Origin of the sequence: Thauera butanivorans NBRC 103042 (genome assembly GCF_001591165.1) — a bacterium.
Taxonomy (GTDB): Bacteria; Pseudomonadota; Gammaproteobacteria; order Burkholderiales; family Rhodocyclaceae; genus Thauera; species Thauera butanivorans.
This window is the reverse complement of the sequence record NZ_BCUG01000073.1, coordinates 1-22,172: the sequence shown is the minus strand read 5'-3', so window position 1 is coordinate 22,172 and position 22,172 is coordinate 1. Positions and strand designations below refer to the sequence as shown.

Sequence of the window (22,172 nt, the reverse complement as noted above, 5' to 3'; positions counted from 1 at the left end):
TCTAGAGCCCGCCGAGTATCAAGCTCATGGCTGATACGTTTGGGTGTATGAATATCGCGAAGGATGGGTGATGGCGCTGGAAGCAGAAAAACTAGCAGTCAAAGAAATGATCGAGTCTTTTTATGGATTCGCAAATGTCTCGTTGCGTTGGAATGGCGAGGTGAATGAGCGGGTAGCAGAGGTTTTTGGTGTGATGCTGAATGAAGCAAGGGAGTGCTCTAAAGCCATAGGGTGGGTGCCAAGGCCATCTGGTGGGAAAGCATCTATTTCGTGGCTTGCAATGCAAATGGGTAGGGGGATGTTCAATCATTATCGAGGTCAGTTATCGTTTTCGTGTGTACGCGGTGTTATCTATAAGTGAGGTAGAGAGCTTGAGATGGCATCAATAGGGCTGACCTCCAGGAGGCTTCCGACATGGGGGTGATGCGTCGAGTGAGATGGGTGTTTGGTATTTTCTTGTCGATTGCTCTGTTCAATCCGTGCTTGGCAGAGAATGGCATATCCATGGTTGAGAAGCCATGGCCGGATATTGGGGGTTGTCAGGATTGCATTTGTGTGCAATTCGGTCGGTTGGAGATGCGTATTCCTTTGTCTGTTGCTGGAAAGGTCCTTGTTACGGGCCATGGTGATTCTATATTGCATATTTTTCAGGAAAAGGATGGGAAACAAGCCGTTCATTTCCTGTCCGTAAGCCGGGATAGGCTGATGGGAATGTATGAGAGTGCAGGCTTGTTGAAGGGGCTGGATATTGGAAGCAATGAAGAGCTCTTTGATGCACTTGGCCGGCTTCCTGCTGGAAATGAAGCGCTGGCGGCATTGCGGCGTATAGAGAGTATTGATGTGGCTGACGGCTATATCAAGACCTCAAAAGGCGCCATTCACTCCTATTGGATCAAGTCTTCTCTTCCGGGTGGCGCTCAGCGCATCTATTTCGTCATGGATGATGACGATACTGTCTATATGCTTGCAGGGGATGTTTCCAAAGAGTTGTACGAGGCAGTTCTGGCAAACATGCGTATTGCAGACATCCCGTAAGTGCTGAGTGTGGAAGTGCCCAGCATTTGATGGGCGCGGAGCAGCGCGCACCACCGCTGCCCCGCTTATGCCCCCTCAGCAAATGCACTCCCACAAGCTCTGCTGGTCCTCGAACTGGTCGAGTTCCAGCCCCTTGAAGTCGCTGCGCGACACGATGCCGACGACCTTGCCGTCCGCGGTGACCGGCAGGTGGCGGTAGCCGCCGTCGCACATCATGTGCAGCGCATCGATCGCCTTGAGATCCAGGGCGATGGTATCCGGCTTGGCGGTCATGACTTCGGCTAATGGCACATCGGCTGGATTGCCGCCGCGGGCGATTGCCTGCACCGCGTCGCGGCCGGTGAAGATGCCTTCCAGCCGGGCGTTCGCGTCGGTGACCAGCACTGCGCCCACGTTGCGCTCGCACATGCGTTGACAGGCCGTCTGCACGGTGTCGGTCGGGCGCAGCATCAGGGGGTTCTGGTCCTTGACGATGAAGGAGATGTCGCGGTTTGTCATGTCTCGCTCCCGTATCGGTGTTGTGATGAGAATCCGATCACACCCTAGCCTGGAAACTGCTTGACGATCTTGACATTTGGCAAGCATTGCGAAGATGCCCGCCCGGAACGCTTGAGAGGGCTGTAAACGGCGGCGGGGGCGTGAATCCACGCCCCCGCCGGTTTTCATGATGGTGCCGCTTACTGCACCGGCTCCCATTTGCCGTTGGCGTAGTTGTACAGGCTGACGCCGCCTTCCTTGATGTCGCCCTTGGCGTCGAAGGCGATGTGGCCGGTGACGCCCTGGAAGTCGACCTTCTGCATGGCGGGCAGGTATTTCGCCGGGTCGGTCGAGTCGGCGGCCTTCATGCCTTCGATCAGCGCGGTGGCGGCGTCGTAGGCGTAGGGGGCGTAGACCAGCACGTCGGCGTTGAAGCGCTGCCTGAAGCGGGACAGGAACTCTTCGCCGCTGGGCATCTGCGTCAGCGGGATGCCGGCCTGGGTGCAGAAGACCTTTTCGTTCATCGCGTCGCCGGCGAGCTTGAGCATTTCGCTGGTGCAGTTGCCGTCGCCGCCGAGGAAGGTGGCGGGGATGCCGAGCTGGCGCAGCTGGCGCAGCATCGGCGCGCCTTGCGAGTCCATGCCGCCATAGAAGATGGCGTCGGGCGTGCGGGCCTTGATCTTGGTGAGGATGGCGGTGAAGTCGGTGGCCTTGTCGTTGGTGAACTCGCGGCCGACGATTTCGCCGCCCAGCTTCTTGATGCTGTCGGCGAAGGAGTCGGCGAGGCCCTGGCCGTAGGCGGTGCGGTCGTCGATGACGGCAAATTTCTTCACCTTCAGCGTCTCGATCGCGTACCTGGCCATGGCTTCGCCCTGCTGCAGGTCGTTGGCGATGACGCGGTAGGTGGTCTTGTAGTTCTGCTGGGTCAGCTTCGGGCTGGTCGACGACGGCGTGATCACCGGCACGCCGGCCTGCTCATACACGCGCGAGGCGGGAATCGAGGCGCCCGAGGTGGTGTGGCCGACCACGCCCCTGACGCCGGCGTCGGTCAGGCGCTGCGCCGCGGTGGTGGCGGTGCGCGGGTCGCCCTGGTCGTCTTCGCTGAGGAGTTCGAACTTGACGGTCTGGCCGCCGATGACCAGGCCCTTGGCGTTGGCGTCTTCGAGCGCGAGGCGGGCGCCGTTCTCGCCGTCCTTGCCGAAGTGGGCGATCGGGCCGGTCAGCGGGCCGGCGTGGCCGATCTTGACGACGGTCTGGGCCTGGGCGGCAAAGCCGGCGCCGACCAGGGCAAGTGCGAGCAGGGTCTTCTTCATGTGCGTCTCCGGAAGGTGCATAGTTTGCAAAGAGTCACTGCAAGGGCGTTGCAAATCCATGGTGGATGGCAGATTCTAGCCCAGTGGCCCGTCGCCGGAAGGCCGGGCAAACCCTCGAGGAATCGATGACATGAAACGCTTGCTTGCCTGGCTGTGCGCCGTGCTGTCGGCAATCGGCATCACTGCCTGCGATTACTTCAATCTGCGCGAGCTCAAGCCGGGGGAATCGACGGCGGCGGAGGTGCGCGAACGTTTCGGCCCGCCGCAGATGGAGTGGCGCAACGCCGATGGCTCGGTGACCTGGGAGTTCACCCGCCAGCCCGAAGGCACCGAGTGCTTCATGATCACGATCGGCCCGGACGAAATACTGCGCAGCGTCGAGCAGGTGCTCAACGAACAGAACTTCGCCCGCGTGGTCAACGGCATGAGCGGCGACGAAGTGCGCCGCCTGCTGGGCAAGCCGGCGCGCAGCCAGTTCTTCCGCCTGAAACGGGAAACCGTGTGGGAATGGAAGATTTCCAACGGTCCCGATGGCACGAGCGATCCGGTGTTCTTCACCGTGTCCTTCAATACCGACGGCAGGGTGACCGGCACGGGCCGCTACACGCAATATCGACGCTGAATGGAGGCTGTCATGAGCCAGACCGCTACCCGGAGTGCGACCCCGTTCCCGATGCGCTGGCTGCGCGGGATGGGGTTGCTGCTGATGCTTGCAGGGGCGCTGCAGCTTGCCGGTTGCGCGACTTTCGAGCCGCCCCGTCCCTTCACCACCGAGGCCGAGGCACTGGCCGCCAAGGGCGAGCCGAGCCGGCGCTGGCAGAACGAGGACGGCACGACCACGCTGGAATACGCCACCCAGCCCTACGGCCATACCTGCCTGATGGTGCAGGTCGACCAGGGCGGCATGGTGCTGCGGCAGTGGGATGCGCTCGAAAGCGAGAACCTGGTGCGGGTGCAGAAGGGCATGACGCAGGAGGAAGTCGAGCGCATGCTCGGCCAGCATCGCTCGGTGCAGGTCTTCAAGCTGTCGGGCGAGGAGGTGTGGGACTGGAACATCCGCAACAATGGTCCGGGCGTCGCCACGCGCTTCAACGTGCATTTCATCGACGGCAAGGTGGCGCGCACCAGCCAGACCTATGTGTATCCGCGTGACGGATGGGTGGTCAACGGCTATTGGGGCCACGGCCGGCCGTATTACGGCTACCCCTATTACCGCCATCCGTTTTTCGCGCCTCATCCCTTTCACCCTTACTGGTGGTAGCCGGGCCGTGCCAGGCTGGGCTGTGTTAACCCAGGCCGCGTCAGGCCGCTATTGGCAAGCCCTGGCGTGAGCCGATACAATCGCTCCCCTGCCGAGGAGCGCTGCGACCCCGCCTGAATCTGCGAGGGCCAGGCTCGGCAACCGATCAACGGCGCTCACAAACCTTCTGCCGGTTTGTGGCGCCGTCTGCTTTCGTACCAGGCGTCACCCGGCGATCGTCGAACGACCGAGGTGATACCCGATGCAAGCCGACCGCACGACCGAACTCCGCCAGCTGCTCGCCGAGCGCATCCTGATCCTGGATGGCGCCATGGGCACGATGATCCAGCAGCACACGCTGGGCGAGGCGGACTACCGCGGCCAGCGCTTCCTCGACCACCCGCGCGACCTCAAGGGCAACAACGACCTGCTGGTGCTGACGCGGCCGGACGTGGTCGGCGGCATCCATCGCGCCTATCTCGATGCCGGCGCCGACATCATCGAGACCAACACCTTCAACGCCACCCGCGTGTCGCAGGCCGAATACGGCCTCGAAGCGCTCGCCTGGGAGCTCAACGTCGAAGGCGCGCGCCTGGTGCGCCGGCTGTGCGACGAATACACCGCGCGCAACCCGGCCAAGCCGCGCTTCTGTGCAGGCGTGATCGGGCCGACCTCGCGCACGCTGTCGATCTCGCCCGACGTCAACGATCCGGGCTTCCGCAACATCAGCTTCGACGCGCTCGCCGACGACTACTACGATTCGGCCAGGGGGCTGCTGGAAGGCGGCGCCGACATCCTGCTGATCGAGACGGTGTTCGACACGCTCAATGCCAAGGCGGCGGTGTTCGCCGTCGAAAAGCTGTTCGACGAGATCGAAAAAAGCGGTGGCCAGCGCGTGCCGGTAATGATCTCGGGCACCATCACCGACGCCTCCGGCCGCACGCTGTCGGGCCAGACCGCCGAGGCCTTCTGGAACTCGCTGAATCATGCGCAGCCGATCAGCTTCGGCCTCAACTGCGCGCTCGGCGCCGACCAGCTGCGCCAGTACGTCGAGGACCTGTCCAACGTCTGCGACACCCATGTGTCGGCCCACCCCAATGCCGGCCTGCCCAATCCGCTGTCGCCGACCGGCTACGACGAGACGCCCGAGCACCTCGCCGGCGAAATCCGCCAGTGGGCCGAAGCCGGGCTGCTGAACATCGTCGGCGGCTGTTGCGGCACCACGCCGGCGCACATCGCCGAGATCGCCCGGGTGGTGGCGGAATTCCCGCCGCGCAAGGTGCCCGAGGTCGAGAAGAAGCTGCGCCTGTCCGGCCTGGAGCCCTTCAACGTCGGCGACGACAGCCTGTTCGTCAACGTCGGCGAGCGCACCAACGTCACCGGCTCCAAGGCCTTCGCCCGCATGATCCTCGAAGGCCGCTTCGACGACGCGCTGGCGGTGGCGCGCCAGCAGGTCGAGAACGGCGCCCAGGTCATCGACATCAACATGGACGAGGCGATGCTGGATTCGGTCGCGGCGATGGAGCGCTTCTGCAAGCTCATCGCTTCCGAGCCGGACATCTCGCGCGTGCCGATCATGCTCGACTCGTCGAAGTGGTCGGTGATCGAGACCGGCCTGAAGTGCATCCAGGGCAAGGGCGTGGTCAACTCGATCTCGATGAAGGAGGGCGAGGCCGAGTTCCTGCGCCAGGCGCGCCTGGCGCGCCGCTACGGCGCGGCGGTGATCGTGATGGCCTTCGACGAGGCCGGCCAGGCCGACACCTTCGCGCGCAAGACCGAGATCTGCGCGCGCGCCTACCACCTGCTGACCAAGCCGGTGGCCGAGGGCGGTGCCGGCTTCCCGCCCGAGGACATCATCTTCGACGCCAACATCTTCGCCATCGCCACCGGCATCGAGGAGCACGACAACTACGCGGTCGACTTCATCGAGGCGGTGGCCTGGATCAAGCACAAGCTGCCCTGGGCCAAGACCTCGGGTGGGGTCTCGAACGTGTCCTTCAGCTTCCGCGGCAACGACCCGGTGCGTGAGGCGATTCACACCGTCTTCCTGTACCACGCGATCAAGGCCGGCCTGTCGATGGGCATCGTCAACGCCGGCCAGCTCGGCGTGTACGACCAGCTCGACCCGGTGCTGCGCGAGAAGGTCGAGGACGTGGTGCTGAACCGCAAGCCCGCGTCCGGCCAGAATCCGGGCGAGGTGCTGGTCGAGATGGCGCAGTCGGTGAAGGGGCAGGCCAAGGAGTCCGGCCCCGACCTTGCCTGGCGCGCCTGGGCGGTGGAAGAGCGCCTGTCGCACGCGCTGGTCAAGGGCATCACCGAGTTCGTCGTCGCCGACACCGAGGAGGTGCGGGCCAAGCTGGAAGCCGAAGGCCGGCCGCCGCTGGCGGTCATCGAAGGCCCGCTGATGGCGGGCATGAACGTGGTCGGCGACCTGTTCGGCGCCGGCAAGATGTTCCTGCCCCAGGTGGTGAAGTCGGCGCGGGTGATGAAGCAGGCGGTGGCCCACCTGATCCCCTACATCGAAGCCGAGAAGCTGCGCACCGGCGCTGCCAGCAAGGGCCGCATCGTCATCGCCACGGTGAAGGGCGACGTGCACGACATCGGCAAGAACATCGTCGGCGTGGTGCTGGGCTGCAACGGCTACGAGATCATCGACCTCGGCGTCATGGTGCCGGCGGCGAAGATCCTCGAAGCGGCGAAGGAGCACGGCGCGCAGGCGATCGGCCTGTCCGGCCTGATCACGCCCTCGCTCGAAGAGATGGCCCACGTCGCCGCCGAGATGAAGCGCCAGGGCTTCGAAGTGCCGCTGCTGATCGGCGGTGCCACCACCAGCCGCAACCACACCGCGATCAAGATCGCGCCGCACTACGACCAGCCGGTGGTCTATGTGCCTGACGCCTCGCGCGCGGTGGGCGTGGTCACCGCGCTGCTGTCCGAAGGGCAGAGCGATGCCTTCAAGGCCGAAGTCGCCGCCGACTACGAGAAGATCCGCGCGCTGCATGCCGGCAAGAAGGGCATGCAGTTGGTGAGCCTGGACGCCGCCCGTGCCAACGCCTTCCGCATCGCGCCCGACTATCGCCCACCGGCGCCCAACACGCGCGGCGTGCAGGCGATCGAGGTCGAACTGGCCGATCTGGTCGATTACATCGACTGGGGTCCGTTCTTCCAGACCTGGGACCTGGCGGGCCGTTTTCCGGCGATCCTCGACGACGAGGTGGTCGGCGAAACCGCGCGCAACGTATTCAAGGACGGCCAGGCGATGCTGGCGCGGATCGTCGATGAGAACTGGCTGCAGGCCAGGGCCGTGTTCGGCCTGTTCCCGGCCAACTCGGTGGGCGACGACGTCGAGATCTACACCGGCGAGGACCGCCGCCAGCTGGCGATGGTCTGGCACGGCCTGCGCCAGCAGCACGAGCGCCCGGCGGGCAAGCCGCACTGGTGCCTGTCCGACTTCATCGCGCCGAAGGATTCCGGCGTGCCGGACTGGATCGGCGCCTTCGCCGTCACCGCCGGCCTCGGCATCGAGGGCAAGCTCGCCGAATTCGAGGCGGTGCACGACGACTACCACGCCATCATGCTCAAGAGCCTCGCCGACCGCCTGGCCGAAGCCTGCGCCGAATGGCTGCACGAGCGCGTGCGCAAGGAATGCTGGGGCTATGCCGCCGACGAAACGCTCGACAACGAGGCGCTGATCGCCGAGCGCTACAGCGGCATCCGCCCGGCGCCGGGCTACCCCGCCTGCCCGGACCACACCGTGAAGGGGCCGTTGTTCGAACTGCTCGGCGCCCGCGAGCGCGCCGGCATGGAACTCACCGAAAGCTATGCGATGATGCCGGCGGCGGCGGTCAGCGGCTTCTACTTTTCCCATCCGGAAAGCCATTATTTCGCCGTGCCGAAGATCGGCCGCGACCAGCTGGAAGACTGGGCGCGCCGCACCGGCATGGAAGTGGACCAGGCCGCGCGCTGGCTGGCGCCCTTGCTATAAACGCGTGCCGGAGCGGAATGGGTCACGCTCCGGCAGATTCGGCCATGCTAATCTCGCCACGTTCTGATGCGTAGCGGATATGTGTGCCGTGAAGTTCCCCCGCCTGACCGATGACCGGGTCGACCCAGCCTCCTGGCATCAGGCGGTCTATCTGCTGTACCGCAATTCCATTCCGGCGCAGATCTCGCTGGTGACGGTCGCGCTGATGCTCGCGGTCGGCAACGTCGTCTTCGGTGCGGAGATGGTGCCGGCGCTCGGCTGGGCCGGGGCGATGGCGCTGCTTGCCTTCATCCGCGTGCTGTCGGTGCGGCGCTTCTTTGCCCGCGCGCCTTCGGTCGATGAAGTCGGCACCTGGTTCAAGCGCTACATGCTGGGCGCGCTGCTGGCCTCGACGGGCTGGGCGGCCGGGGCGGCGCTGTTCATGATCGGCGCCGGCTACGACGCGCGCTTCTTCACCGCCGGCATCATCGCCGCCACCATCGCCGGCGCGATGCCGACGCTCGCGCCTTCCCGCACCGCACTGGCCAGCTACACCGTGCTGTCGGTGCTGCCGGTCGCGCTGATCGCCGCGCTCGACTACCAGGGCATTCCGGACCTGATCCTGATCGTGCTGATTCCGGTCTTCAGCATCACCATCATCAACAGCTCGAACAACCTGAGCTCGATGCTGATCGAGTCGATCCAGCTCGGCCGCGAGCGCAGCCGCATGATCGCCGAACTCGAAGCCTCGCGCGACCAGGCGGAAATCGCCAACCGCACCAAGAGCCAGTTCCTGGCCAACATGAGCCACGAGATCCGCACGCCGATGAACGGCATCATCGGCCTCACCGAGCTTGCGCTGATGGACCCGCGCGACCCCGAGGTGCCCGAGCATCTGCGCATGATCCAGGCTTCGGCCGATTCGCTGCTGCGCATCCTCAACGACATCCTCGACTTCTCCAAGATCGAGGCCGGCAAGGTCGATATCGAGCACGAAGCCTTCGACCTGCACGAGACGCTGGACCTCGCCACCCGCGTGCTGTCCGCGCCGGCCAAGTCCAAGGGGCTGGAGCTGAGGCTCGAACTGCCGCCGGATCTGCCGCGCAGGGTGCTCGGTGACGCGCTGCGGCTCAAGCAGGTGCTGACCAACCTGATCGGCAATGCGATCAAGTTCACCCAGCAGGGCGAAGTGGTGGTGTCGGCTTCGGTGAGCGGCAGCGGCGGCGGCATGGCCGACGTCGTGTTCTCGGTCAAGGACACCGGCATCGGCATCGATCCGCAGGTGCAGGCGATGGTGTTCGATGCCTTTGCCCAGGCGGATACGTCGACTTCGCGCAGGTTCGGCGGCACCGGCCTGGGGCTGTCGATCTCCTACCGCCTCGTCGAACTGATGGGCGGCATGCTGGGCGTGGACAGCAAGCCGGGCCGGGGCAGCCGCTTCTTCTTCACGCTGCGTTTCGAATGCGCGGCGCCGGATGCCGGCGGGGCCAAGGCAGCGCCCGCTGCCGATGCGCCGCCCGCGCCTGTGCCGGGCAAGGGCGCAGCCATCCTCGTGGTCGAGGACAACCCGATCAACCAGAAGCTCGCGGTGGCGCTGCTGACGCGGCGCGGCTACGACCTGACGGTTGCCGAGGATGGCCGGCAGGGTCTGGAGAAAGTGATCGGTGGCAGCTTCGATCTGGTGCTGATGGACCTGCAGATGCCGGTGATGGACGGCCTGGAGGCGACGCGGCGGATTCGCGCCCACGAGCGCGAAACCGGGCGGCCGAGGATACCGATCCTGGCCATGACGGCCAGCGCGCGCGAGGAGGATCGCCAGATCTGCCTGGCCGCCGGGATGGACGACTTCCTGACCAAGCCGCTCAACATCGGTCTGCTGTACGAGCGGGTCGAGGCCGTGCTGAAGGCCGGCGGCCGGGTGGCAGCCTGAGCATCGCCGCGGGCCGTTGCCGGTGATTCGTGCTTGGGCGGGGCGCCACAGTCCGGTAGCATCGGCGGTCTCGAACCCACGGAGCCCGCCGACATGGCCACCCTCGAACTCACCGCCGACAACTTCAACGACGTGCTGGAACAGAATCCGATCGTCTTCATCGACTTCTGGGCGGCCTGGTGCGCTCCCTGCCGCAGTTTCGCGCCGACCTACGAGGCGGCGTCCGACGAGAACCCCGACATCGTCTTCGGCAAGATCGACACCGAAGCCCAGCAGGAACTGGCGGCCACCTTCCAGATCCGTTCGATCCCGACCATCGCCGTGATCCGCGAAGGCATCATGGTGTTCCGCGAATCGGGCGCCCTGCCGGCCAGCGCGCTCAAGCAGGTCATCGACGGCGTGCGCGGCCTCGACATGGACCAGGTGCGCTCGGAGATCGCCGAGCAGCAGAAGCAGCAGGCCTGAAGCCGGCTGCCGCGGGTGGCACGCTGCCCGCGGCGAACAAGGAAACGGCGGCACCGGAGCATGTCCGGGCCGCCGTTTTTAACGTCTTGCCGTTGCCGGTCTTCAGCAGGGGCAGCGGCTGCCGCCGCGTTCGGTGCTGGGGAAGCGTGCCTCCAGGCTGTGGCGCTCGAACCCGGCTTCGAACGTCGGCACGGCGTCCGCCTGCTGTTCCGGCCGGGGCGCCTGGAGGATTCGGCGCAGCGTTCAGAGACTGAAGCGGCTGACATTGCCCTGCATGTGGCTGGCCATCGCGCGCAGGCTTTCGGCCGAGTGCGAGCTTGCCGTGGTGACGGCATGGATCTGTTCGGCGTTGCTGGCGATCTGTTCCACGCTGCGGGCCACCACGGTGGAAGCTTCCGACTGTTCGCGCAGGGCGAGGTCGATGTCGCCGATCAGTTCGGACACCCGGCGCGCGATCGACAGCAGCGAATCGATGCTGCCGCCCGCTGCGCGGGCGTGTTCCACGCTGCGTTCGACGGCTGCCACGCCTTCGTCGATGCGCGTGACCACCTGGTGGGTGGACTGCTGGATGGTGTCGACCATGGCGGTGATCTCGCCGGTCGACTGAGTCGTCCGCTCCGCCAGCTTGCGCACTTCGTCGGCCACGACCGCGAAGCCGCGGCCCTGCTCGCCGGCGCGCGCGGCTTCGATCGCGGCATTGAGCGCGAGCAGGTTGGTCTGGTCGGCGATGTCCTTGATGACATTGACGATGGCCGAAATTCTCTTCGACTCCTCGGCCAGGCTGCCGATGCCGTCCGACGCCGTCCTGACGACGGCCGAGACCTGGTCGATGTCCTGCTCCAGCTTGCGCAGCACTTCACGGCCTTCGTGCGCCTTGGCGTCGGAGTCGCGCGCCGCGGCGCTGGCCTCGTTGGTGCGGCTCGCCACTTCGCTGATCGACACCGTGACTTCCTCGACGCTTGCCGCGATGTTCGAGGCTTCCGTGCTCTGGGCATCCACGCTGGCTTCGAGTTCGCCCACGCCCTTGCTGAGTTCTTCGGCGGATGCGGACAGGCGGGACGAGACCTCGCGCGTTTCGCCGATGGTCACGCGCAGCGACTCGCGCATCGTATCGATGGCGCCCAGCAGCGTGCCGATTTCATCCTTGCTTGCCGCCGACGGGCCGTCGGCGGTTTTGCCGAGGCGGCCGGCGGCGATCTCGTTTGCGACCGCGACGGCATGCTGCAGGCGGGTGGTGATCCGCCGCGCCAGCAGCATGGACACCAAGCCGGCGAGCAGGGTACCGAGCACCAGTGCGCCGATCGCCATCCGTTTTGCATGGCTGGCGGCGCCGGCGATCGCCTCGCGTTGCGCTTCGGCCCGGTCGTTCGCGTGCTTCACCAGGGCGTTGGTGGCGTTGGCGACCTGCGTGCCGGCGGCGAACCACTCCGTCCGCTGCAACTGCATGGCCTGGTACTCGCGGCCGTCCTTGACCAGTGCCACGGCCTTCATCACCGTGTCGCGGTAGGCCGCCACGGCTCCGGCGAAAGTGTCGAGCAGGGCGCCGGCCTGGAGCTCGGCGGCGAGCTTGCGATAGTCCTCGATGGAGCGCGCCAGCTTGGCGTCGATGTCCACCAACGACTGTTCGAGCTTGTCCCGCTCGGCGGCCGTTTCAGCGAGCATGAACTCCAGGCTGCGGATGCGGTAGCGCATCCGCCCCTCGCTCATGGCGGCGGTCTGCGTCAGCGAAAGCAGGGTGTGGTTGGACATTTCGTCCGAGAGACTGTCCATGCGCTCGATCTGCACATAGCAGATGACGATGGCCACGATCAGGAGGGTACTGGAAACGACGAAGTTGAAGATCAACTTCGTTCGCAGGCTGAGGCTGTCGAACCAGTTCATGATGTTCTCTGAGGTCGGGGAGGGGGCGAGTCATGGTGTTATCGGCAGGCCCCGCCGGATACTGAAGGCCTGAAACGGGAAGAGATGTTCCGGACAGGCAAGATCGCGCGCCCGGCCCCGAGGGCCGCCTCATCTCATTCGAACAGCACGCCCACGCTCTGGCCGCTGTGGATGCGCTCGATTGCCGCGGCGAACAGCGGCGCGACGCTCAGCGAGGTGATCTTGGGCAGGCGCTTGTCCCGTGCCAAGGCGACGGTATTGCTGACCACCACCGAATCGATGGGCGCGCCGCGCAGGCGCTCGATGGCCGGGCCGCACAGCACGCCGTGCGTCGCGCCGGCATGCACGCTGCGCGCGCCGGCGGCGCGCAGCGTCTCGGCCGAGGACACCAGCGTGCCGCCGGTCGAGATCTCGTCCTCGAAGATCACCACGTCGCGTCCGCACACATTGCCCACCACTTCGCCATGCTTGACTGCGGTGTCGCTGACGCGGCGCTTGTCGATGATCGCCATCGGAATGCCCAGCCGCTCCGAGAAGCGCCCGACGCGCTTGGCGCCGCCGGCGTCGGTGGCCACCGCCACCATGTTCGACAGGTCGTGGTGGCGGCGGAAGTGCTCGGCGATGGTCGGCACCGCCGTCAGGTGGTCGACCGGCACGCTGAAGAAGCCATGCACCTGGTCGGCGTGCAGGTCCATCGTCAGCACGCGGTTCGCGCCGGCGGTCTTCAGCATGTCGGCGATCAGCCGGCCGGTGATCGAGATGCGCGGTGCGTCCTTCTTGTCCGAGCGCGCATAGGAGTAGTACGGGATCACCGCGGTGATGCGCTGCGCCGATGCGCTGCGCATGGCGTCGAGCGTGATCATCAGTTCCATGATGTGCTCGCTCACCGGCTCGGTGAAGGACTGAACCACGTACACGTCGCGTTCGCGCACGTTTTCCTGCACCTGAACGCGCAGGTTGTCGTTGGAGAAACGGGAGATGTCGAGCTGGCCGAGGCGGATGCCGAGCCGTTGGCAGATTTCGCCGGCAAGTTCCCGGCTGGCGTTGCCGGCAAAGATCTGGAGGCCGTGGCTGATCACGGGATGTCTCGCTTATGTGAATTGGCTGGAATGAGCCGGCCGGAGCCGGGGCTGCATGCGTGGCGGCGCGCACCAGGCGCGCTCTCTTTTACTCCGACTCAGGTCTTGGGGGAAGAGGGGGCGGCGGCGTACGATGCCGGCTGGAACGCTTTCCTGCCGGGTTTTGCCGATGTCCGTTCGATTTGCCGCAGTTGCCTCCGCTGCCGTTTCCCCGGCCGTCCCTGCTCCCGCGCGGCCTGTGCCCGCCCGCCGTGCCTTGCTGTATTGCCTGATTCTTGCCGCGGCGCTGGCCGCGGCCCTGCCTGCGTCTGCAGCCGATGCCGTCACGCCCGACGGCGGCATCTATCGCGGCGGCATGCGCGACGGCAAGCTGCACGGCCAGGGCCGCATCGAGTGGCGCAACGGTGCCTACCGCGAAGGCGCTTTCGTCGAAGGCCTGTCGCACGGCAGAGGCATGGCGGCCGGCGCATCGGGCTGGCGCTACGAAGGTGGCTTCGACAACGGCCTGATGCAGGGCAAGGGACGCATGCGCTTCGCCGACGGCTCGGAATACGAAGGCGAATTCCGCGCCGACGAGTTCGACGGCCACGGGCGCTACGTCCGCGCCAATGGCGAAGTCTACGAAGGGGGCTTCAGGAAGGGCCGCTTCCACGGCGAAGGCCGCCTGGAGCTGGCCGACGGCCGCATCTACATCGGTCGCTTCGAGGACGACGAGCCGGTCGGCCGCATGCTGGTCATCCACGACGATCGCCGCTACGAAGGCGAGCTCGCCGATTGGGAGCCGAACGGCCAGGGCCGCTTCACCGACGCCCAGGGCAACGTCTTCGAAGGCACCTTCGCCGCCGGTGCGCTCAGCGGCAAGGGCAGGGCGAGCATGAAGAACGGCGCCCGCTACGAGGGCGATTTCGACAACTGGCGCTTCCACGGCCAGGGCGTGTTCCGCAATGCCGACGGCGACGAATATCGCGGCGGTTTCGCCTGGGGCCTGTACGACGGCGAAGGCACGATGACGTATGCGCGGCCCAAGCCGGACGGACGCACGCGCGACAGCGGCACCTGGCAGCGCGGCAAACTGCATGACCCGGCGGCCGAGGCGCTGCGCCAGCGCAAGGTCGAAACCGCGCTGTACGCCCAGCCGGCCCTGCTCGAACGCCAGCTGCAGGCCCTGCGGCCGCAGGATCCGGCGCGCATCGACCTCTATCTGCTGGCGGTGGCGGGCGACGGCCGGGAAGAAGTGTTCCGCCGCGAAGTCGAGTTCGTGCGCAGCCAGTTCGACCGCGACTTCGGCACGGCCGGCCGCTCGTTGACCCTGGTCAACAGCCGCAGCAGCGTCGATGCCGTGCCGCTGGCGACCCGGACCAGCCTGCGCCGGGCGTTGCGCGCAGTGGCCGACAGCATGGACGTGGAGAAGGACATCCTGTTCCTCTTCCTGACCAGCCACGGCTCCGACGCGCACGAGCTGACTTTCAAGCTCGCCGGCATCGACATGCCCGACCTGCCGGCCGCTACGCTGGGCGAGATGCTGCGCGAGAGCGGCATCCGCTGGAAAGTGGTGGTGGTGTCGGCCTGCTACTCCGGCGGCTTCGTCGACGCGATCGGCGACGAAGGCACGCTGGTCATCACCTCCGCGCGCCACGACCGGACTTCGTTCGGCTGCGCCGACGACAACGACTTCACCTATTTCGGCCGCGCCTACTTCAAGGAATCGCTCGCGCCCGGCGTCTCCTTCATCGACGCCTTCGACAAGGCGCGCGGGCTGGTGGAAACCTGGGAGCGCGAGGACATTGCCGGCATCCAGGGCGAAGGCGGCGCGGGCGAGGAACTGGCGGAAGAGGAGCACTCGCGCCCGGTGATCGCCGCGCCGGCGCCGATCCGCGAGCAGTTGCGGCGCTGGCGGGTGCAGTCGGCGCAGTAGCGAAATGGTGGCGGGCTGCGATCTACCGCAACAAGGCTTCGCCTTCATCCACGAAAGCCCGCATCAGGTGATGCGCGATCGCATACGGCAGCGGCGCCGACAAGCCCTGGGCGTGGGTGCCGGCCAGCATCCCGGCGACTTCGGCGCGGCTGAACCAGCGGGCGTCGTCCAGTTCGGTGCTGTCGATGATGATGGCCGTGTCCTGCGCCTGGGCGAAGCAGCCGATCATCAGCGACGAGGGGAAGGGCCAGGGCTGCGAAGCGAAGTAGCGCACCGTGGAACAGGGCACGCCGGCTTCTTCGAGGATTTCGCGGCGCACCGCATCCTCGATCGTCTCGCCCGGCTCGACGAAGCCGGCCAGCGCCGAATACATGCCGGCGGCAAAGCGCGGCTGGCGGCCGAGCAGGCAGCGTTCGCCATCGATCGCCAGCATGATCACGACCGGATCGACGCGCGGGAAGTGCTGGGCGCCGCAGGCGTCGCAGTCGCGCCGCCAGCCGCCCGCGACCATGCGGCTGGGTGCGCCGCACTGGGCGCAGAAGCGGTGGCGGCGGTGCCAGTCGAGCACTGCCTTGGCGCCGCCGAGCTCGCCCAGCAGCGCGTGGTCGAGCTCGCCCTGCATCGCCACCGCGCGCAAGCTGCGCAGCGCCAGCCCCGGCAGGCCGGCGATGACATCGACCAGCCCGGCGCCGAAATCCAGCGCGAACAGCGCCGCGCCGTTTGGCAGCCGGCCCATGAACACTTCGCACACGGGCTCGCTGAGCTTCGGTGGCAGCACGGCCCGCAGTGCGGCCAACTGCGGCGCCGAGAACAAGGCGTCACACTCCACGCCCCGCTGCATCAGCAAGGGCTCGTCGCCGCCATGGACGACGAAGCGCGTATCCGCCGCCTGCCTGGCCTGGTACACGTAGTCTTCGTCCTGGCGCTTGTCGGACAGGCGGTCCAGCGGGTTGAAGCCGAAGCCTATGGCGGCGGAGCGGTCGTATGCGTGCATGGGCATGGCGGAGCGTTCAGGCGGGATAGAGCAGGAAGGGCCGGCGGGCCTCGGTCCAGGCGGCTTCGTCGGCGCGCGCCGGGCCGTCGAGGTCGGCCGGCGCGGCGGCGGGGTCGTCCACCCATTCGCGCAGCAGCGGCGAGCCGTTGATGAGATCGATCGCCAGGCGCTCGAATTCGTACTCGTAGCCGAAATCGCGCCACAGCGGATAGTCCGGCCACAGCCGGCGGATGGCCTTGAACGCCAGCGCCTGCAGGCGCCACGGACGGAAGGCGGCATGGTCGTAGTGGACCGGGTCTTCGACGTGGATCTGCACGCCATTGCACAGCTTGCCGGCATGCTTGTGGAATGTCGGCTCGAACCAGCATTCGCGCAGCACGCAGCCGCGCAGCCAGTCGGGCGCGAGCACGCGCATCTCGGCGAGGAGGGCGCGGGCGTCGAGGTCGGGGGCGCCGAACAGTTCCAGCGGGCGGGTGGTGCCGCGGCCTTCGGACAGCGTCGTGCCTTCCAGCATCACGGTGCCGGCATAGGCGCGTGCCATCGACAGGTTCGGGGCGTTGGGGCTGGGGTTGATCCAGCTGCGCTCGCCCAGCGGCCAGCCGTGGCCGGGGGCGGCGTCGGGCTGCCAGCCTTCCATCTCGATCACGCGGCAATCGACGTCGAGCTTCAGCGTGGCGACGAACCAGCGCGCCAGTTCGCCCATCGTCAGGCCATGGCGCATCGGCAGCGGGCCGGCGCCGACGAAGCTCTCCCAGCCGGCGCGCAGCAGCGTGCCTTCCACCGGCCGGCCGGCCGGGTTGGGGCGGTCGAGCACCCATACCGGCTTGCCGTGCCTGGCCGCTTCCTCCAGCACGTAGCGCAGCGTGGTGATGAAGGTGTAGATGCGGCAGCCGAGGTCCTGCAGGTCGACCAGCAGCACGTCGAAGCTGTCCATCATCGCCGCGGTGGGGCGGCGCACTTCGCCGTACAGGCTGAACACCGGGATGCCGTGCAGCGGGTCGGTGTAGTCGGGCGACTCCACCATGTTGTCCTGCTTGTCGCCCCGCAGGCCGTGCTGCGGACCGAAGGCGGCGGACAGGCGGAGGCCGGGCAGCGAGGCGAGGGCGTCGAGCGAATGCGCCAGCCCGCGCGTCACCGAGGCCGGATGGGCGAGCAGGGCGACGCGGCGGCCGGCCAGCGGGCGGCGCAGCGCGGCGTCGGCGAGCAGGCGGTCGAGGCCGAGGCGGATCGCGCCCATCAGCGTTTCCCGTCCGGGGCGGCGGCCCGGGTCGCCAGCGCCAGCACGAAGCCGTTGCGGGCGTGGAAATCGGGCTGCGGGGCAGGGTGGCTCACCGCCCAGTATTCGAGTTTGCCGTCGCTGCGTTCGACGACCGCGGCCAGGCCGATGTCGAGATCGGTGCCGGGCGCTACCACGGGCAGCGCGGCGGCGGGCACGCGCGCTTCCAGCCAGGCGGTGTCGCCGTCCCGCTCGAAGCGAATCGATGGCCCTGCGTCGGCCCGGAAATCCATGTTGCGCTCGCGGGGGGCGTGAAAGTCGTAGATCGCCCACTGGCCGGATGGCGAAAAGTTGAATTCGCGGTAGCCCGCTTCGCCCTGGACGCCGACGAAGGCTTCGAAACAGGTGTGTTTCCACAATTCGTCCGCGGCGCCGGGTTCGGCCTCGAGCGGGATGCGGATGGCGTCGAGCCGGCTGCCGTCGAGCTTGAACTCGAACACCGCGCCGCCTTCCGGCAGGGCGTACATCGTGGCGAGCAGCATGCCGACCGGCGAGGCGGAATCCGCAGGGGCGGCCGGCGTTGTCGAGGGGTGAGGGCGCAGGCCGACGGTGATGGTCGGCACGCTGGGGCGTTCGGGTGTGGGCAGGCTCACGATGGGATCGATGCGGGTGGGTTTGGAGCGGGCGGGGGCGGCGCCCCCGTTTGGTGCAGGCGCAATGGTAGCCGGTTCGCCGGGCGGGCGCAGGCTCCGGGTGCCCGCGCCCGGCGGTCGGCTCAGGCGCTCGTCTTAAGGTCCGGCAGCGGCACGAGGCGCTGGTGCATGTCCATCTGCGGATAGGGGATGGTGATGCCGTTTTCGTCGAAGGCGATCTTCAGCTTTTCCTTCAGCTCGCACATCGTCGCGAAGTGGTCGGCTGTGGCGACCCAGGGGCGCACGTGCAGGTTCACGCTGTGCTCGCCGAGGTCGGCCACGCCGATGAAGGGTGCGGGGTCGGCCAGTACCCGCGCATCATCCTTCAGCACCTGGCCGATGATCGCCTTGACCCGGCGGATGTCGTCGTCGTAGCCGACGCGCAGCAGCAGGTCGATGCGGCGCGTCGGGCGGGTGGAGTAGTTGGTGATCACGCCGGCGTAGACGGCGCCGTTGGGAATGATGATTTCGCGGTTGTCGGCGGTGCGGAAGGTGGAGCTGAAGATGTTGATCTTCTCGACCGTGCCCGAGGTGCCGCCGGCCTCGACGAAGTCGCCGGCCTTGAAGGGGCGGAACAGGATCAGCATCACGCCGGCGGCGAAGTTCTTCAGCGAATCCTGCAGTGCCAGGCCGACCGCCAGGCCGGCCGCGCCGATCAGCGCCACCAGCGAGGTGGTGTCGATGCCGAGGCGGTTGAGTGCGGCGATGACGACAATGAGCAGCAGCACGCCCTGCAGGATCGACAGGATGAAGTTCACCAGGATCGCGTCGAGCCGGGTGTGCGTCAGCAGCCTGCGCACCACGCTGACGACGCCATGGGTGATCCAGCGGCCGATGATGAAGGTGCCGAGGGCCAGCAGCAGGTTGATGCCCCACGGCAGGGCATAGGTTTCGATCCAGTCGAGATGGGCCAGTCTTTCGAGCATGATGAGCGCGGAGATCCTTTTCGTTGTCCGGGGAGAAGGTTTGCGTCTGCCTTCGGGGATGGCAGTCTTGCCGCAGGGGCCCTACCTTATCGCAGGCCTGCGGCGGGCGCATGTTACAAGCAGTGTGAGGAAGCCGTTAAACTCGCGGTCTTTGTCCCGTTTCCGCCGGAGCGATCCATGTCCGCCAGCAAGCCTTCCGTCCAGCGCGTCCTCACCGGCATCAAGCCTTCGGGTACGCCCCACCTCGGCAACTATGCCGGTGCCATCCGCCCGGCCATTGCCGCCAGCCGCCAGGCGGAGGTGGAGAGCTTCTACTTCCTGGCCGACTACCACGCGCTGATCAGCACCACCGACCCGCTGCGCGTGCAGCGTTCGACGCTGGAGATCGCCGCTACCTGGCTCGCCGCCGGGCTCGACACCAGCCATGTGTGGTTCTATCGCCAGTCCGACATCCCCGAGATTCCCGAACTGACCTGGCTGCTGAGCTGCGTCGCCGGCAAGGGCTTGCTCAACCGCGCCCACGCCTACAAGGCGGCGGTCGACAAGAACACCGCCGAAGGCGTCGACCCGGACGCCGGCGTGAATATGGGCCTGTACATGTACCCGGTGCTGATGGCGGCCGACATCCTGATGTTCAAGGCGCACACGGTGCCGGTCGGGCGTGACCAGATCCAGCACATCGAAATGGCGCGCGACATCGCCGGCAGCTTCAACCACCTGTACGGCGAGCATTTCGTGCTGCCCGAGGCAGCCATCGACGCTTCGGTCGCGACCTTGCCGGGGCTGGACGGGCGCAAGATGAGCAAGAGCTACGACAACACGATTCCGCTGTTCTGCAGCCCGGCGGAGCTGAAGAAGGTGATCTACTCCATCGTCACCGACTCGAAAGCGCCGGGCGAACCCAAGGACGCCGACGGCTCCGCGCTGTTCGAGCTGTACCAGGCTTTTTCCAGCGCCGAGGAAACGCGCGCGATGCGCACCGCGTTCGAAGAAGGCATCGCCTGGGGCGAAGCCAAGCAGGCCCTGTCCGACAAGATCGAGGCCAGCGTGGCGCCGATGCGCGAGAAATACCAGGCCCTGATCGCCGACCCGGCGCAGATCGAAAAACTGCTGCACGAAGGTGCGGCCAAGGCGCGTGCGATCGCCACGCCCTTCCTGGGCGAACTGCGCCGCGCCGTCGGCCTGCGCAGCCTGGCCGAAGTCGCCCGCCCGGCGGCTGCGGCGGAAAAGACCAAGGCCGCGCTGCCGCAGTTCAAGCAATACCGCGAAGCCGACGGCCGCTTCCATTTCAAGCTGGTCGATGCCGGCGGCGGCCTGCTGCTGCAGGGCGAAGGCTTCGCGTCGCCGCGCGATGCCGGGACGGTGGTGTCGGCGCTGAAGCAGGGCAGCGCCTTCGAGGTGAAGGACGCTACTCTGTGGCTGGATGGTGCAAAGGTCGCGACGCTGGCTGAAGGCGTGGACGAAGCCACGCTACGCGCGGCGCTGGCTGCGTTCGGGGAGTGAGGCTGGACGCGACTGAAGTCGTGTTCGGCGAGGACGGCTTGCAGGCATTGGTGTGACAATTCCCTGATGGCATAATCCGTCGACATCATGACGATGTATTGCCATGCCCGCCATACCGCACGACAGCACGTACAAGGATATCTTCTCGCATCCGACGATGGTCGAAGCGCTGTTGCGCGGCTTCGTGCATGAGGACTGGGTCAGGCAAGTAAACTTCAGCACGCTGGAAAAGCAGAACACCCACTACGTCAGCGACTCCCAGGTACAGCGCAGCACCGACATCGTCTGGCGTGTGCAACTGAAGCTGCCCGACGGCAGCCAGGAATGGCTCTACCTGTTCCTGCTGATCGAGTTCCAGAGCAAGACTGATCCGTGGATGGCGCTACGCATGCTCACCTACGTCTGCCTGCTCTACCAGGACTTGATCAAGACCGAGCAGGTGAAGCCGGGTGAAAAGCTGCCGCCGGTGTTTCCGGTTGTGATCTACAACGGCCAAGCCACATGGCGAGCCTCGTTGGAAATCGCCAAGCTGATCGACGCCCCCGACAGCCTCAAATGCTGGACGCCGCGCTTCCGTCATCACCTACTCGATCAGGGACGGGTGCCGAAAGCAAAACTGAAGCAGCTGTCCGACAACCTGATGGCCTGCCTGATCGTGCTGGAAACCCATCTGCCAGATGACCCGGTCATCCTCGAAACGACCCGGGCGCTGGTCGAGCTTCTCAAGGACGACGACTTCGACGGCCTGGACCGTGCCTTTACGAGGTTTTACCGGCGCACTATCCTGTCGAAACTGAATCCGGGTCAGATGACTCAAATGCCCGAGACTTTGGAAGGAGTCACCACCGTGCTGGCTGAACGTATCGACGAATGGATGGACGGCCTTCGCCAGGAAGGAGAACGCAAGGGGGAGCAGAAGGGCTTGCTCAAGGGCAGGCAGAGCGAAGCAGCCCGCATGCTGGGCCTTCAACTCAGGCTGCGTTTTGGCCTCTTGCCCGATTGGGCCGAGGCGCGGCTTGCGCAGGCGCCGCTGGAACAACTCGAAGGCTGGATCGAAGCGGTGCTGACGGCGGAGAGCCTGGAAGGTGTGATCGGGCCGGAAGGCTGAACGTCCCCGACGTAAAAGCACACGAGAAGCTGCGCAAGTGCGCCGGATTTTCCGGCCGCTCGCGCAGCTTCTCTTTTTATTGAATTGTTTGCAGGCGTTCTTGCTGAGACGAGACAAGAAAACTACAGGGCGTATTGCACGATAAATGCGGGATGGGGCGGGCTGCCATGGGGCAAAGTGGGATACGGGCCGAAAATCTCTTTAGCAGTGCGAAAGAGATCAGGGGGCGTGATACAGCCAGTCGAGCAGCGCTTCGGCGGTGGGGACAAGAGTAGCTGAAGATGCAACTCTGGATGCTGCTTCGAGGCAGCGGAGGCGGTGCTCCAAGGCCAGGCGCCGGGGTGCGTCGAGGGTCTGCAAGCAGGGCTCCCGCAGCTACGCGTTCATCATCAATCGTCGTGATCCTCATCCTCGTCTGGCGGCTCGAAGCCCAA

The 22,172-nt window shown here is 66.2% G+C and carries 18 protein-coding genes and 1 riboswitch; of the genes, 10 read left to right on the top strand and 8 right to left on the bottom strand.

Annotated elements, in window-relative coordinates:
- Positions 1-70 precede the first annotated feature (70 nt).
- Both TBU01S_RS24140 and TBU01S_RS20795 read left to right on the top strand, forming a co-directional pair.
- Positions 71-361 carry a hypothetical protein gene (locus tag TBU01S_RS24140; RefSeq protein WP_157659230.1) on the top strand — a complete coding sequence of 97 codons (291 nt, stop codon included), beginning with the start codon at positions 71-73 and terminating at the stop codon, positions 359-361.
- Between the two features lie 53 nt (positions 362-414).
- Complete coding sequence (locus TBU01S_RS20795; protein WP_068639410.1) at positions 415-1,035, top strand: hypothetical protein; 621 nt, start codon at positions 415-417, stop codon at positions 1,033-1,035.
- Between the two features lie 75 nt (positions 1,036-1,110).
- Here TBU01S_RS20795 and TBU01S_RS20790 read toward each other — a convergent pair whose 3' ends face one another.
- Both TBU01S_RS20790 and TBU01S_RS20785 read right to left on the bottom strand, forming a co-directional pair.
- Positions 1,111-1,533, bottom strand: coding sequence for a CBS domain-containing protein (locus tag TBU01S_RS20790; protein ID WP_068639409.1), 423 nt, complete (start codon positions 1,531-1,533; stop codon positions 1,111-1,113).
- Positions 1,534-1,712: 179 nt separating this feature from the next.
- Positions 1,713-2,825 carry a branched-chain amino acid ABC transporter substrate-binding protein gene (locus tag TBU01S_RS20785; RefSeq protein ID WP_068639408.1) on the bottom strand — a complete coding sequence of 371 codons (1,113 nt, stop codon included), beginning with the start codon at positions 2,823-2,825 and terminating at the stop codon, positions 1,713-1,715.
- 130 nt (positions 2,826-2,955) lie between these two features.
- Here TBU01S_RS20785 and TBU01S_RS20780 point away from each other — a divergent pair, with 130 nt between their 5' ends.
- From TBU01S_RS20780 to TBU01S_RS20760, 5 genes are all read left to right on the top strand, one after another.
- The gene (locus TBU01S_RS20780) at positions 2,956-3,447 is read left to right on the top strand and encodes a hypothetical protein (protein WP_068639407.1); all 492 of its coding nucleotides are present in this window, start codon (positions 2,956-2,958) and stop codon (positions 3,445-3,447) included.
- A 51-nt stretch (positions 3,448-3,498) separates the two neighbouring features.
- Complete coding sequence (locus TBU01S_RS20775) at positions 3,499-4,086, top strand: hypothetical protein (protein WP_418648955.1); 588 nt, start codon at positions 3,499-3,501, stop codon at positions 4,084-4,086.
- Positions 4,087-4,173: 87 nt separating this feature from the next.
- Positions 4,174-4,250: riboswitch (S-adenosyl-L-homocysteine riboswitch) on the top strand.
- 77 nt (positions 4,251-4,327) lie between these two features.
- Positions 4,328-8,050 (top strand): methionine synthase, encoded by a 3,723-nt coding sequence (gene metH, locus TBU01S_RS20770; RefSeq protein ID WP_068639405.1) that lies wholly within the window; start codon positions 4,328-4,330, stop codon positions 8,048-8,050.
- A gap of 88 nt (positions 8,051-8,138) precedes the next feature.
- Positions 8,139-9,959, top strand: coding sequence for an ATP-binding protein (locus tag TBU01S_RS20765; protein WP_169802991.1), 1,821 nt, complete (start codon positions 8,139-8,141; stop codon positions 9,957-9,959).
- A 93-nt stretch (positions 9,960-10,052) separates the two neighbouring features.
- Positions 10,053-10,424: a thioredoxin family protein gene (locus tag TBU01S_RS20760; RefSeq protein ID WP_068639403.1), complete on the top strand. Its 372-nt coding sequence runs from the start codon at positions 10,053-10,055 to the stop codon at positions 10,422-10,424.
- A gap of 243 nt (positions 10,425-10,667) precedes the next feature.
- On the opposite strand, the gene TBU01S_RS20755 is transcribed toward TBU01S_RS20760, so the two are convergent.
- Positions 10,668-12,305, bottom strand: coding sequence for a methyl-accepting chemotaxis protein (locus TBU01S_RS20755; RefSeq protein ID WP_068639402.1), 1,638 nt, complete (start codon positions 12,303-12,305; stop codon positions 10,668-10,670).
- A gap of 134 nt (positions 12,306-12,439) precedes the next feature.
- On the bottom strand, positions 12,440-13,384 hold the full coding sequence (locus tag TBU01S_RS20750) for a ribose-phosphate diphosphokinase (RefSeq protein WP_174524559.1): 945 nt from the start codon (positions 13,382-13,384) through the stop codon (positions 12,440-12,442).
- A gap of 238 nt (positions 13,385-13,622) precedes the next feature.
- On the opposite strand from TBU01S_RS20750, the gene TBU01S_RS20745 reads away from it, so the two are divergent.
- Positions 13,623-15,299: a C13 family peptidase gene (locus TBU01S_RS20745; protein WP_068639401.1), complete on the top strand. Its 1,677-nt coding sequence runs from the start codon at positions 13,623-13,625 to the stop codon at positions 15,297-15,299.
- Positions 15,300-15,321: 22 nt separating this feature from the next.
- Here the strand turns inward: TBU01S_RS20745 and nudC are convergent, their stop codons facing one another.
- The 4 genes from nudC to TBU01S_RS20725 all read right to left on the bottom strand — a co-directional run bounded on the left by nudC (position 15,322) and on the right by TBU01S_RS20725 (position 19,127).
- Entirely contained in the window at positions 15,322-16,299 is a 978-nt protein-coding gene (gene nudC, locus TBU01S_RS20740) for an NAD(+) diphosphatase (protein WP_068639400.1), read from the bottom strand.
- 10 nt (positions 16,300-16,309) lie between these two features.
- Positions 16,310-17,530, bottom strand: coding sequence for an exo-beta-N-acetylmuramidase NamZ family protein (locus TBU01S_RS20735; RefSeq protein ID WP_068639399.1), 1,221 nt, complete (start codon positions 17,528-17,530; stop codon positions 16,310-16,312).
- The gene (locus TBU01S_RS20730) at positions 17,530-18,162 is read right to left on the bottom strand and encodes a DOMON-like domain-containing protein (protein ID WP_068639398.1); all 633 of its coding nucleotides are present in this window, start codon (positions 18,160-18,162) and stop codon (positions 17,530-17,532) included. Before TBU01S_RS20730 ends, TBU01S_RS20735 begins: the two co-directional genes overlap by 1 nt.
- Positions 18,163-18,284: 122 nt before the next feature.
- Positions 18,285-19,127, bottom strand: coding sequence for a mechanosensitive ion channel family protein (locus tag TBU01S_RS20725; protein WP_068639397.1), 843 nt, complete (start codon positions 19,125-19,127; stop codon positions 18,285-18,287).
- Between the two features lie 177 nt (positions 19,128-19,304).
- Between TBU01S_RS20725 and TBU01S_RS20720 the strand changes: the two genes are divergently transcribed.
- Together TBU01S_RS20720 and TBU01S_RS20715 are read left to right on the top strand one after the other, a co-directional pair.
- Entirely contained in the window at positions 19,305-20,630 is a 1,326-nt protein-coding gene (locus TBU01S_RS20720) for a tryptophan--tRNA ligase (protein ID WP_068639396.1), read from the top strand.
- A gap of 103 nt (positions 20,631-20,733) precedes the next feature.
- Positions 20,734-21,738: an Rpn family recombination-promoting nuclease/putative transposase gene (locus TBU01S_RS20715; RefSeq protein ID WP_068639395.1), complete on the top strand. Its 1,005-nt coding sequence runs from the start codon at positions 20,734-20,736 to the stop codon at positions 21,736-21,738.
- Positions 21,739-22,172 lie beyond the last annotated feature (434 nt).

Bases quoted from the DNA above. Each gene is read 5' to 3' on its own strand.
- TBU01S_RS20785 (WP_068639408.1), bottom strand. From the start codon at position 2,825: ATGAAGAAGACCCTGCTCGCACTTGCCCTGGTCGGCGCCGGCTTTGCC.
- TBU01S_RS20725 (WP_068639397.1), bottom strand. From the start codon at position 19,127: ATGCTCGAAAGACTGGCCCATCTCGACTGGATCGAAACCTATGCCCTG.
- metH (WP_068639405.1), top strand. From the start codon at position 4,328: ATGCAAGCCGACCGCACGACCGAACTCCGCCAGCTGCTCGCCGAGCGC.
- TBU01S_RS20775 (WP_418648955.1), top strand. From the start codon at position 3,499: ATGCGCTGGCTGCGCGGGATGGGGTTGCTGCTGATGCTTGCAGGGGCG.
- TBU01S_RS24140 (WP_157659230.1), top strand. From the start codon at position 71: ATGGCGCTGGAAGCAGAAAAACTAGCAGTCAAAGAAATGATCGAGTCT.
- TBU01S_RS20780 (WP_068639407.1), top strand. From the start codon at position 2,956: ATGAAACGCTTGCTTGCCTGGCTGTGCGCCGTGCTGTCGGCAATCGGC.
- TBU01S_RS20795 (WP_068639410.1), top strand. From the start codon at position 415: ATGGGGGTGATGCGTCGAGTGAGATGGGTGTTTGGTATTTTCTTGTCG.
- TBU01S_RS20790 (WP_068639409.1), bottom strand. From the start codon at position 1,533: ATGACAAACCGCGACATCTCCTTCATCGTCAAGGACCAGAACCCCCTG.
- TBU01S_RS20755 (WP_068639402.1), bottom strand. From the start codon at position 12,305: ATGAACTGGTTCGACAGCCTCAGCCTGCGAACGAAGTTGATCTTCAAC.
- TBU01S_RS20760 (WP_068639403.1), top strand. From the start codon at position 10,053: ATGGCCACCCTCGAACTCACCGCCGACAACTTCAACGACGTGCTGGAA.
- TBU01S_RS20715 (WP_068639395.1), top strand. From the start codon at position 20,734: ATGCCCGCCATACCGCACGACAGCACGTACAAGGATATCTTCTCGCAT.
- nudC (WP_068639400.1), bottom strand. From the start codon at position 16,299: ATGCCCATGCACGCATACGACCGCTCCGCCGCCATAGGCTTCGGCTTC.
- TBU01S_RS20720 (WP_068639396.1), top strand. From the start codon at position 19,305: ATGTCCGCCAGCAAGCCTTCCGTCCAGCGCGTCCTCACCGGCATCAAG.
- TBU01S_RS20735 (WP_068639399.1), bottom strand. From the start codon at position 17,530: ATGGGCGCGATCCGCCTCGGCCTCGACCGCCTGCTCGCCGACGCCGCG.